This window comes from Microcoleus sp. T3_A4, assembly GCF_036700465.1.
In the GTDB taxonomy this organism is placed as follows: domain Bacteria; phylum Cyanobacteriota; class Cyanobacteriia; order Cyanobacteriales; family Microcoleaceae; genus Microcoleus.
Genome location: NZ_JAUBOY010000002.1, coordinates 174,338 through 186,967, shown reverse-complemented (window position 1 = coordinate 186,967; position 12,630 = coordinate 174,338). Strand labels below are relative to the sequence as shown.

Below are 12,630 nucleotides of genomic sequence, written 5' to 3'. Positions count from 1 at the left end.
GCGCAAGTCCTGCGATGCTAGTTTAAGGTTAATAATTTGAGATTTTGAAGATCTGTGTCCGCCTCCAAAAAAGGAAGCGGCTGGCAGATACCTCATCAATCTAAAATCTAAAATCTAAAATCGAGTAGGGCTTCCACAAATTCGTAACTAGAAAACGGGCGCAAGTCTTCGATGCTTTCCCCGACTCCAATAAAGCGGATGGGCAGACCAAGCTGCTGCACTACTGCTAGGGCAACACCACCTTTAGCAGAACCGTCGAGTTTTGTCAATACTACTCCACTTAATTTGGCCGATTCTGCGAACACTTCTGCCTGTCGCAAACCATTTTGACCCAGTGTGGCATCCAAGACCAGTAGAGATTCTACGGTAGCGCCTGGGGCTTTCTTGTCTACAATGCGACGGATTTTACTTAATTCGTCCATCAGATTTTTTTTGTTTTGCAGGCGGCCTGCGGTGTCTACGATCAGCAGTTCTGTGCCGCGGGCGCTGGCGGCGGCGATCGCATCAAACACGACAGCAGCCGGATCGGTATTTTTTCCTGGGTTGGCGATAATTTCAACGCCACTGCGGGAACCCCAAACTTTCACCTGTTCGACGGCGGCGGCGCGGAAAGTGTCGGCGGCAGCAATCAGGGTTTTGTAGCCGGATTTTTGAGCAATATGGGCAAGTTTGCCGATCGTCGTAGTTTTGCCCGCACCGTTGACTCCTACTATCAACCAGATGTTGAATGTGTCTTTTTCGGGGGCAAATGTCAGGCTGTAGGCGGGATTACCGGCGGCGGTTTCGGCACAGGGAGCATCCAGAATGTCGCGCAGGATGGTTTTCAGGTAGGCTAGAGCCTGTTCTGGCGGCAGCACTTCTTGTGTGAGTCTTTCTTGGAGGCGCGTGATAATGATGTCGGTGGCTGCGACTCCGACATCAGCTTGCAGTAGCAAAGTCTCAATTTCGGCTACCGCGTCTTGATTGAGCGGCCCTTGACCGACGATCGCCTTTAGTCGATTAATTAAGCTGCGACGAGTTCTTTCTAAGCCTTTCCGCAGTTTTTGCAGCCAAGTGATTTCTTCGACGGATACTTGGTCTGGGCGGCGGCCTTGACTGGCTAAGATTTCTGAAGACCACAGGAAGCCTTCGTCAAAGGCGAAACCGGGAATTTCTTCGATAATTGCCGCTCTCTCGGCGGCGGCTGCAATTACCTCTGGTTCTTCAAGGGCGGTTTCTTTGAGGCGTTCGATGCGCTCCATGCGATCGGCCTGAGCTCTGGCCCAAAACGGCAGGGCTTCGCCTGCTGCGCCGTCGGATGCGAGTGATTCGGTTTCTACAACCTCCGTTGCAGGTTCGGCAATTTCTATATTTTCTGCTGTAACTTCTAATTGTTGAGCAATAGGTGCAATGTCGATCGCCCCGGCTGTTGGTTGCAGAGTTTCTGGAATTTCTGCTGGGTTGGCTGCATCGAGTTCCGAAACCTCGGTTGCTTCAACTGTTGCTGGTGCTGCCACTTCTGGAACTTCTGCAACAGTTGGTGCTGTGGGTGCTGGTTCAAGTTCGATCGGCTCGGTTGCTTCAATAGTCGCAGGTTCTGGAACTTCTGCAACTGTCGCGATTTCTCCTTCGGCTGCTGGAACATCGGGCGCTGCTGTCTCGGAAACTTCTGTTTCGGGTTTTTGCTGTTTTTGAATATTTTTGTAAGCAGCTTTTGCCCAATTGAGATAATCTTCGGCTACAGCAGGAGAAGCTTGCTCTGTTGTATCTGTTTGAGGCTCAACCGGTGCGGATTTTGCCGACTCATCTTGCGGCTGTTCGGGGGTTGCCTCTGTTTCAGAAGATTTGCTTTCGCTGTACTGGCGACGAAACCAATTAAATACCATAGTTGATGGGGAATAGAGAATAGTTATTAGTCATTAGTCCTCAGTCCCTAGTGTAGAGCCGATTGCGGATTGCCAATCACTAATGACCAATGACTGCTGACTAAGGACTACTGACTAAGGACTACGGACTAACAACTTCTGCATTGATTTTATCGACTACTCGGCGAAGGACTCCGTTGATGAAGCGATGTCCTTCGTCGCCGCTGTAGCGTTTTGCCAGTTGGACGGCTTCGTTGACGCTGACTTGTTCGGGTAAGCCGAGATATAGCATTTCGGCGATCGCGATTCTCATGATATCTCGATCGATCCGGGGCAACCGTTCTATTTGCCAATCTACAAGGGATTCCGAGAGCAATTCATCAATTTGAACACGGTTGGCGCTGACTTTCGTCAGAATTTGCAAAGCATAGGTGCGGACATCTTGCTGGTTGGCTAGCTGGATTAGTTCTGGAAACTCCATTGCTGAACCGAGACGGTTGATTGCGGTTTGAGTGAGTTCGACTGCTTCCCGTACCATTGTTCTAGCACTTTGTATATCGGAGGCGCGGATTTCGCTGGCAAGCAGTTTGTCGCTACTCCGCTGCACTTCGGATGCTGCTGCTTCTAGGGATTCTTGAACTTCTGCTGTCAGGGTACGGATGGCGGCGAGGAGAACGTCTTGCAGTTTCTTGGCTTCTAAGAGTTCTGGATTCGCTGGCAGTTGGCTGATACCGAGGAGTGCTAGTTCGCGTGCTGTTTCGCGGGCTTTTTTCATAATTTTTAGATAGGAATTGAGAATTTAGGAAGTTTTTCGATCGCGCGCGGACTTGAACTTTAGCAGAAAACTCGACTAAAAGCGGTACAAGACCAGCCGTCTGACTCGCCAGCGGCGGGTAGTTTACAGATACTTGGCTGTCAAACCTAAGATTTATGCTCGAAACCGGGTTTCTGAGTATAGGCCTTCTCGGTTTGGGCTGGTTTTGTCGAAATATTATCTGCTATGGGGAAAGTTTACACGGTCTTACGGGTCACTAAAGATGTCTTGGTTCACTCTTCTTCGACTGGAACAGCCTGGTATCTTGATTCGGATACCAAGGGTTCGAGTGTTTTGCCCTTGATTTTTTCGGGGGTTACAGCAATTGAGTTGTTGGGGTTGACGATGCCGCCAGAGATGATGACTTTAAAGGCATCTTCGATCGACATTGACAAGTTGACTAAATCTGCCTCCGGCACTATAGCGTACCATCCGGTAGTGGGGTTGGGAGTGGTGGGGATGAAAATGCCGATCGGGGTTTCACCGGAAAGGTGAGGCGGGATGTCGTTACTCTCGATCGTACCGGTCACAAATGCTAAAGTCCAGATTCCCCGCCGGGGATATTCCACTAACACCACGCGGCGAAATTTGTCGTTTGAGTTGAGGAGGGTTCCCAGCAGTTGTTTGAGGGTTTTGTAAACCGAACCCGCTAGGGGAATTGCCTGCAACACCCGTTCGCCAAAGTCTAGCAGCCATTTGCCGAAAATGTTGCGGGCCATTAAACCGATGACTAAAATGCTCAGCAGGGGTACAGCCAGCCCTACTAAAAGATTTAGCAGATTCACCAAAATCGGGTGGAGTCCGTCAAAAGGGTTGATCTGCTTGGGAATTTTGGTGAGAAAATTGATCACCCAACTGGCGACGGTAATTGTCAGCCAGATGGTGGTAGCTAAGGGTATCACTACCAATAGTCCTGCGATCAGGTCGTTTTTTAAGTCTTGTTTGATGCGTTGGAGCACGGCGGGTCAAATCTCCTCGTAACTGGTTGCCAATAACCTGAATAAACCTGAGACTAAAGCAACTGCACGGGCTTTACTGGATGTCACCATAGACAATCGTCTTCAATTCTGCTAAACCCTACCCTTTCTGAGGGGGAAGAGTTAGGGATCGCCGGTGCTTTACCTTTATTTTAAAGAATTATTGCAATTTGGCGCTTAGTTTTAATATATGCGGGCTGTGCACCAGCTCACCGTATTGTATATTTTAAGACACTTTGGCTCGGTTCAATCAATAAGCCGATCGGTCAGAGACAGCCTGGGAGTCGCAGTGTAGCGAGTCCAGATCAAATTTTCTGTGATTTGCATAGGAAATTAATTGGTCGATCGAGCTTTCTCAGATTTTCGGCGGGGTGGCACTTCGTTTTACTTATATCTTGCACCATTTTCCATAAGCTTTTTATGGACGGGCTCTCCTGCCCATCCCACAATCAAATTCACTCTTTGTGGAATAGGCCGGAAAGCCTGTTCTTGAAAATGGTGCAACCTATGAGTTTTACCGAATTCTGGCGAATCTCTGCAGGTTGAGTGCAGTGTGTCTGCAAAAATCTATCTTTAGATAGATTCAGTGTACCCATTTGCTACTGAAATAACGGTGTTTTTTGAGGGCGACTGCGATCAATAAGGCAACAGTTGCCTACCATGCAACACTTGCATGGTACGTAAATCCGGCAAAAAGTAAAGCAGACATACCAGCAACTTTGACTTTTTTTGACACGATCGATCGATATTCAGGAAATAATGGCAGAATTCAAGCGAATTCGAGCTTGAGAGGAGCGACAAAGCAATATAGAATTAACTCTGGCATCACTACAAAAAAAATAATCTGCCAAACGAGGTAGCAGTAGTTAGTAGCAAGCGAGATAAATTACTACATAGCTAGTTGTTTCTAGCCAGAAGCGCGAAACTATTTGTTTAACAGGGTATAGCTAAACTGCTACATAGAAGCAAGACTCCAGCGATGCCGATTTCTTGGAAGCCGACGAAAGTTAAGGAAAAACAAGCGTACTAGCCGCTCAAGTCAGAGCGGGGATTTACCTCGCTGCAAGCAGCAATAGACTTGATTAGAAGCTAGGATTGAGATATGAATGCTCAACTCATGAAACCAATTGATTTTTACATTTTTTTATGCCATTAAACACGCAAGACTTTTGTGGGCTTCACTTAAAGCCGCAGCCAGATCAAATTTTGTATCAGATAATTAATATTTAAGTAAAAGGAATTTTTGTGAAAACGCTCAATATCCTCTTAGTAGAAGACAGTCCCCTAGATGCCGAACTGATTGAGGCATATCTAATGGATGGCGGGCTCCAATTTTCTCTGGTGTGTGTGGAAAATCGAGAAGACTTTGCCACGGCGCTGGAAAAACAACGTTTTGACATTATTTTGGCAGATTATATGCTGCCTTGTTTTAACGGGATAGCTGCGCTGGAAATCGCCCACACTACTTGTCCGGGAGTGCCGTTTATTTTTGTTTCGGCTACTTTGGGCGAGGAAGTGGCGATCGAAACTTTGAAACGCGGCGCTACAGATTATGTTCTCAAACGCCGTTTGATACGCCTAGTGCCGTCGATTGAGCGGGCCCTGCGGGAAGTTCAAGAACGGAACGAGCGCAAGCAAGCCGAAGCACAGCAGCAGGAAAGCGAAGCTCGATTTCGGATTATGGCAGATACCGCGCCGGTGATGATTTGGATGTCCGATACTGACCAACTTGGCGATTACTTTAACAAAGTTTGGCTGGAGTTTACGGGTAGAACTTTGGCGCAAGAAATGGGCACGGGTTGGATGGAAAACTTGCACCCAGATGACTTACCAGAATGTCTGGATATTTACCAAAAAGCTTTCGACGCTGGCAGCGAGTACCGACTCGAATGCCGCCTGAGACGCTATGACGGGGAATACCGCTGGGTTTTGGGTACAGGCGTACCCCGGTACAGACCCGATCGCACTTTTGCCGGTTACATCGGTTCTTACATCGATATTAGCGATCGAAAACAGGCAGAACAAGAACGGGCGGCAGCTTTGTCCCGCGAACAAGAAGCGAGGTTGCAAGCAGAAGAAACAGCTAAAGCGCTGCAATTGGCAAACGATAAAATTACTAACATTCTCGAAAGCATTACCGATGCTTTTATCGCTGTTGATTTAAATTGGAACTATACCTATGTCAACCACCAAGCTATTGAGCTGTTAGGTCAACCAAAAGTAGAACTGATTGGGAAAAAAATTTGGGATATATTTCCCTGCGCTTTAGATTTACCGTTTTACAAAATGGCGACCCAAGCATTAGCAGAAAAGGTAACAATCGAGTATGAAGAATTCGTACCGTTATGGAATAAGTGGTTGAAGATGCGTTTTTATCCTTCCGATTCTGGTTTGTCGGGTTATATCCAAGACGTTACCGAGCGCAAGCAAACAGAAGCTGCACTCCAAGCTAGCGAAGAAAAGCTGAGAATGTTAGCCGAAGCTAACTTGATAGGAATTATCTTCGGGGATGTTAACGGCCGTATTATCGAGGCCAACGATGAATTTTTGCGGATAGTTGGTTACACGCGGGAACAGTTGCATGGCGGGGAATTAAACTCGATTGATATCACGCCGCCGGAGTACCAGTCTCTCGACCAGAAGGGGATGACAGAGGCACAAGCAACAGGGGCTTGCACTCCCTACGAAAAGGAATTCTGGAGGAGAGACGGCAGCCGGATTCCGGTGTTAATCGGATATGTTTTGCTGGCGCAAAAGCGGCAAGAATCTGTGGCTTTTATTCTCGATTTGACTGTTGGCAAGCAGTTGGAAAGAGAACTGCACGATCGAGCCGAGGAATTGGCGCGGGCGAACCGAATTAAAGACGAGTTTCTAGGAACTTTGTCCCACGAATTGCGGACGCCGCTGAATGCGATGCTGGGATGGGCGCAACTGCTGCGAAACCGCAAGTTTGACGAAAAAACGACTGTTCGGGCTCTGGAAACGATCGACCGCAATACACGAGCGCTGGCAACTCTGATCGAGGATTTACTGGACGTGTCGCAGATTATTACCGGGAAACTGTCGCTGAATTTGCGTTGGGTGGATGTGATTTCGACTGTTGAGGCTGCGATCGATACTCTCGCGCCCGCGATTGCCGCCAAAAATATTGAAATTGTGACGGATTTCGACCCAACTGCAGGACGGATTTTTGCCGATTCCGGTCGCTTGCAGCAGGTAGCCTGGAATTTGCTGTCGAATGCGATTAAGTTTACTCCCGATGGCGGACAGGTGAGGGTGGCGGTGCGAAAGATGGAGAGGACTTTTGCCCGTGAGGAATCCGCTTGCTGTAAAAATTTGTCGCCCGCTAGTGTCGAAATTGAGGTTAGCGACACGGGACAAGGGATTTCAGAAGAGTTTTTGCCCCACGTTTTCGAGCGGTTCAGCCAAGCTGACAGCTCTATAAGGCGATCGTACAACGGATTGGGTTTGGGTTTGGCTCTAGTGCGGCATTTTGTGGAAATGCACGGGGGGACGGTGCAAGCCGACTCGGCAGGGAAGGGAAAAGGGTCGAGGTTTTTAGTGAGATTGCCAATTCAACAGCTTCCTGGCGACGGCGGATTTTCTGTTGCGGGACTCGGGGAGTTGGCGATTCCTCCAAGCAAGGCGCGAGCCCCTGTAAAGGAGTCTTTTGTCAACAGCAATCTTTCGGGAGTTCGGGTGTTGGTGGTCGATATCGACGCGGATTCCCTGGATTTTGCCTGTACCGTGCTCGAAGATTGCGGGGCCCAGGTGGAGACTGCTAGCTCTGGAAAACGTGCGTTGGAGGCGATTGAAAGGCTGAATCCGGATGTGTTGGCGATCGATATCGGGATACAGGCCCTTGACGGAGAGGCTCTGCTGCGGCAAGTGCGATCGCGGATGGTGGACAGGGAAATTCCGGCGTTGGCGTTCACGGCGGTTGGTAGGGTAGAGGAACGGATACGGGCACTGCAGCAAGGTTTTCAAATTTACGTGCCCAAGCCGATCGAGCCTGCTGAGTTGGTGGCGGTGGTGGCAAGTTTGGCGGCGCGCTCAAAGATTTTAGATTTTAGATTTTAGATTGACTCCGCGATGACGGATGTCGTAACTACACATCATTTTTCTTGCATTCGAGCGATCGGAAAATTCGGCAGAACAACGTTTTTCTTAGTAGGAATCAGAACTCTATCTAACTTGTCAAGCCCCAACAGTTATAAATTTAATTAGCCTCAAAGTTGGTAATTTTTGATACTGATAGCAGTTTCTAAAACGAATGCAACTGTAGAAAAGTTCCCAACCCTGATCATCATCAGTAGTCCGACTTCTAAAATCTAAAATCTAAAATCTAAAATCTAAAATCTAAAACTGTATGAGTTGCAGGGACGATCGTCCTTAACTGTATCTCCTCAAATATCAAGTTCAGTAAATACGTGCTTCAATTGAAAAATGCCATGTCGGGGTCAATGCTTCTCGCACTCCTCTATTTCGCGCCCTACAAGGATTTTGTGTCGCTCTTGGATTTTTCTGGGCCCTGGTTTCAACTATCGACTAGATACCAGTTGCACCCGACCGGCATCCATTTCATCCATTAATAACTCTAAAGCCTCATAATCAATATCGGAGATGTAGCCCAAACGGGTGAGCTCGTAGTTGATTTCGTTTTCAATGTCAGGCGTTAACTGCTTAATGTAGAGGGCTTTTTCTACAAGATTACGAATAGCATAGGTTGCTTGCATAGTAGCTCAGAGAACTCCGTACAATTTAATTATTATCTGAACAGCCGATCGCGCGCGTGATCTAAATCAGAACTAACAAGTGATTTCAATTACATTATTCACTTTTATCTAACAGCCAGGGGACAGTCGATCGCATTTTTTAGAATTCTCAAGACTAAACCTGCCCGCATAAATAAAAAATAGTATAGTAGCTTACGTTTCCTTCGCAAATCTTGCACAAAATTTTATAAAAAAGAGTCAATAAATAAAGATTCAGTAAAATTACTGAAAACAACTGGTCGATTTCGCTCAGAGCAAGTTAGGCTCAGAGTAATCAAGTAGGTTTAGGCTTACATCTGTCCAGCACAGTAGTTGAAAGTACGTAGCAACCATAGGTTTGACATATGCAGACACTTCTTGCCCATAAACCAATTACGGTGATTCGACCCCTAGACCACCTGAATGCAGCCACCTGCGGAGAATTCGGACGGCAACTCATGACAGCAATTGCAGCCCCCGGGGTTGTAGCGGTACTCGTAGATTTGGGCGCAGTAAAATTTATTGACAGTGCCGGTTTGATGGCATTGGTTTCGGGCCTGAAGCAGGCGAAAAAAATGGGGCGCAGGTTTAGTCTTTGCTCAGTATCCCCCGGGATTAAGATGATTCTGGAACTCAGCCAACTCGATCGAGTTTTTGAGATATTTGAAAATGTCGATAGCTTTGAAGCCGAAAACTCCTGCGTAAAACAACACTGATAAAGCCTCCTGAACGACGAGAACAGGCAAAAAAACACAGCAAATTCGGTTAAATGCCCGAAAAGACAGACTACTGTCGTTGGCGTGTTGGCAGATTTTAAGGTAGGCTGCTTAAGAGTCGCAAATATTTAGCGAGTCGAGCCGTGGCAGTAAAAGTCGAAGAATTACTTACAGCAGACATTAATCAGCCTGCTCGTTATCTGGGAAATGAATTGGGGGCTACGCACAAGCCTTGGGACGGGGCGTTGGTGCGCTGGGTTCTCACTTACCCAGAAGTTTATGAAGTTGGTGCTTCCAATCTGGGGCACATCATCCTTTACAACATTTTGAACGCAGGGCCGAGACAGTTGTGCGATCGAGCTTATTTGCCCGCACCAGATTTGGCAGCAAAACTGCGATCGACCAAAACTCCGCTGTTTGCCGTAGAATCGAGGCGATCTCTCACAGAATTTGATATTCTGGGCTTCAGCCTCAGCTACGAACTCGGAGCCACAAACATTCTGGAAATGCTCGATTTAGCCGGCATTCCCCTAACTTGGCAAGAAAGAGCAACAAATCCCCAAAACGGTCAAATACCGCTGATTTTTGCTGGCGGGCAAACGGCAACTTCCAACCCAGAACCCTACGCAGACTTTTTTGACTTCATCGCTTTGGGTGATGGAGAAGAGTTGCTGCCAGAAATTGGCTTGATTTTGGCAGAAGGCAAAACAAATAATTTGAGCCGAGAAGCATTGCTGCTGGATTTAGCGCAAATTCCAGGCGTCTACGTCCCGCAATTCTACGATATGGCGGCCGACGGTTCTGTTCATCCCAACCGCCCGCAAGTTCCAGAACGAATTCTGCGCCGCGTGGCGACTCCGATACCAGCTTATTCGATCGGCCTGGTTCCCTACGTCCAGACAGTACACGACAGATTGACAGTAGAAATCCGCCGGGGATGCACCCGCGGCTGTCGCTTCTGTCAGCCGGGAATGCTGACTCGCCCCGCGCGCGATGTCGAACCGCAGCAAGTCGTAGAGGCGATCGAACAGGGGATGCAAGCCACCGGGCACAGCGAGTTTTCCCTGCTTTCCCTGAGTTGTTCCGATTATCTGGCACTCCCAGCAGTTGGGATGGAAATCAAAAATCGCCTGAAAGATAAAAATATTTCTCTGTCTCTACCCAGCCAGCGGGTTGACAGATTTGACGATAATATTGCCGACATTCTCGGCGGTACGCGACAAGGCGGTTTGACTTTTGCCCCAGAAGCTGGTACTCAGCGAATGCGCGACATCGTTAACAAAGGTTTGACCAACGAAGAATTGCTTCGGGGTGTCAAAACTGCGGTCGATCGCGGCTGGGATAAAATCAAGCTGTATTTTATGATCGGTTTGCCCGGAGAAACAGATTTTGATGTTCTCGGCATCGCCGAAACAGTCCGCTGGCTGCACAGGGAATGCAGGATCGATGGCAGGCGAGGACTCACTTTTAACTTGACAATTTCTAATTTTACGCCTAAGCCTCACACTCCTTTTCAGTGGCACTCGGTTTCTACTGCTGAGTTTTCCCGCAAGCAAAAACTCCTGAAGGAAGAGTTTCGGGGAATGCGGGGCGTCAAGGTGAATTACACTGATGTGCGGATTTCGGCAATGGAGGATTTTGTCGGACGGGGCGATCGACGTTTGGCTGCTGTAGTCCGCCGCGCTTGGGAACTTGGCGCGGGTATGGATGCGTGGTGGGAAAGCTTGGATCAGGCTTACAAAGCTTGGACTCAGGCAATAGATGAGTCGGGCCTTACTTGGAAATACCGTCAAGTCGAAAGCGGCGAGTGGAATCTGTTTGAGAAGGAAGAAGGAAGTTCGGCAACGGATTCAGTAACGGATGTAACGGATGTCAGTCCGATGGAAGTCGGAAGAAGCAAGAAGGAAGAAGGCAGAGAAATCAAGGAAGATTTTCCCAATTCTCCGGATATCCCCCTCTCGCCCTCCCCCTCTGTCCCCCTCTCTCTCGATCAGGCTCTGCCTTGGGATCACTTAGATACGGGAATCGACAAAAACTGGCTGAAAATTGACTTGCAAAAGGCTTTAGAAGCAGCGACGGTTCCCGACTGTTCCTTTGAAGGGTGTTCGCGCTGCGGGGTGTGTGGCACCGATTTTGGACACAATGTGGTTGTGGATGCGCTGCCAATTCCAGAGTTTGCTGGGGAGTTTGTCCCGGATACGGAGCGGAAACAGCGTTTGCGGGTTTGGTTCGGCAAGGTGGGCGATATGGCTTTGGTTGGTCATTTGGATTTGATCCGATTGTTCGATCGAGTAGTCCGCAGAGCCGATTTGCCGATTTCGTTTACCGGCGGGTTTCACCCGAACCCTCGGATTTCTCTGGCAAATGCTCTGCCTCTGGGTGTTACCAGCACTGGGGAAATTGCCGACTTTGAGCTCACTGAGCTGATCGATATTGAGAGTTTTCGGGAAAAGTTGGCCGCTAAGCTGCCGGAAAATATTCCGATTTACAAGGTTGAGTCGATCGATCTCAAGGCTCCTTCTGCTAACCAGTTGTTAGAAGCAGCGGAGTACGTGATTACTGTGGCTGTAGGGGGTTCGTTGACAGAAAATGGCGAATTAGACCATGAAAATTCTGCTCCTGTCTCCGTGGCTCCTGATGCCAACTGGGAAGCTTGGGTCAAGACGATCGCCGAAACCGAGGCTTTTTGGCGGGTGCATACTACTAAGTCGGGAAAGACGAAGGATGTCAATTTGCGCGATCGACTGCACAAACTAGAACTTGTAGAGCAGAAACCAGACAGCACCTCTGCCTCTAGTGCTACATCCGAAGGTAGAGCCGTCTTGCGCTTTACCGGCAGTTGTCGCAGCGATGGCAACTTGCTAAAGCCAGAACATATTGTGTTCATGCTCGAACAAGTCAGCCAGCAGGAAATTCAGCTTCTGCAGGTTGAGCGTAGTCAGCTAATCCTAGGTTATGGTTAAGATAGGGAAGCCGTGGTGGAATATTTCACCTTCGGCTCTCGATCGGGATGTGTCATTTCACGCTATAATCGCTTGTTATGGAAGCCGCGGTGGCTCGAGCGCTTTAGTCGCTCGCCGCCCTCGTCAACCAGCAACGCGGGCTGGGTGCAAATTGCTTCTGTTCAAGACTTCAAGCCTTTTTGTTGTACATTCACGGGCTAAATCTAGCGCCAAACCCGCCGGAGCGGGGTCTGAACCAAATTTAGCGATTAATTTCGATCGATCGACTGGTTGTCGGTGGTCGGCTTATTCAAAAATCTCACGGTTCAAACCGCAGAGCGGGTATTCAACAATAGATTTTTTTTACGGGTCAAAAAACGCAGATAAGCCCCCGACTTAAGTCGTGGAGAACCAAAAATTTTAGATTTTAGATTAAAGTTCCAGCTCCCAGATTTATCTGTGGAGTAAATCTAAAATCTAAAACCTAAAATCTCAAATCGACTGACCCGTCAAAAAACGGAAATAAGCCCCCGACTTAAGTCGTGAAGAACCAAAAATTTTAGATTTTAGACTTTAGTTCCAG

7 protein-coding genes are annotated in these 12,630 nt (G+C 48.3%); 3 read left to right on the top strand and 4 right to left on the bottom strand.

What is annotated here, in order from left to right; genetic code table 11:
- Positions 1-107: 107 nt before the first annotated feature.
- The 3 genes from ftsY to QUA07_RS01985 form a co-directional block, all read right to left on the bottom strand.
- Positions 108-1,865 (bottom strand): signal recognition particle-docking protein FtsY, encoded by a 1,758-nt coding sequence (gene ftsY, locus QUA07_RS01995; RefSeq protein ID WP_333322120.1) that lies wholly within the window; start codon positions 1,863-1,865, stop codon positions 108-110.
- 121 nt (positions 1,866-1,986) lie between these two features.
- Positions 1,987-2,619: a transcription antitermination factor NusB gene (gene nusB / locus QUA07_RS01990; RefSeq protein ID WP_333322117.1), complete on the bottom strand. Its 633-nt coding sequence runs from the start codon at positions 2,617-2,619 to the stop codon at positions 1,987-1,989.
- A gap of 272 nt (positions 2,620-2,891) precedes the next feature.
- Positions 2,892-3,617, bottom strand: a complete 726-nt coding sequence (locus QUA07_RS01985) for a DUF502 domain-containing protein (protein ID WP_333082723.1) — start codon at positions 3,615-3,617, stop codon at positions 2,892-2,894.
- Positions 3,618-4,880: 1,263 nt separating this feature from the next.
- On the opposite strand from QUA07_RS01985, the gene QUA07_RS01980 reads away from it, so the two are divergent.
- Positions 4,881-7,715 carry a PAS domain S-box protein gene (locus QUA07_RS01980; RefSeq protein WP_333322115.1) on the top strand — a complete coding sequence of 945 codons (2,835 nt, stop codon included), beginning with the start codon at positions 4,881-4,883 and terminating at the stop codon, positions 7,713-7,715.
- 461 nt (positions 7,716-8,176) lie between these two features.
- Here QUA07_RS01980 and QUA07_RS01975 read toward each other — a convergent pair whose 3' ends face one another.
- Complete coding sequence (locus QUA07_RS01975; protein WP_333209171.1) at positions 8,177-8,371, bottom strand: hypothetical protein; 195 nt, start codon at positions 8,369-8,371, stop codon at positions 8,177-8,179.
- Positions 8,372-8,754: 383 nt separating this feature from the next.
- Between QUA07_RS01975 and QUA07_RS01970 the strand changes: the two genes are divergently transcribed.
- Complete coding sequence (locus QUA07_RS01970; protein WP_333209172.1) at positions 8,755-9,105, top strand: STAS domain-containing protein; 351 nt, start codon at positions 8,755-8,757, stop codon at positions 9,103-9,105.
- A gap of 143 nt (positions 9,106-9,248) precedes the next feature.
- Positions 9,249-12,068, top strand: coding sequence for a TIGR03960 family B12-binding radical SAM protein (locus tag QUA07_RS01965; RefSeq protein WP_333322113.1), 2,820 nt, complete (start codon positions 9,249-9,251; stop codon positions 12,066-12,068).
- Positions 12,069-12,630 lie beyond the last annotated feature (562 nt).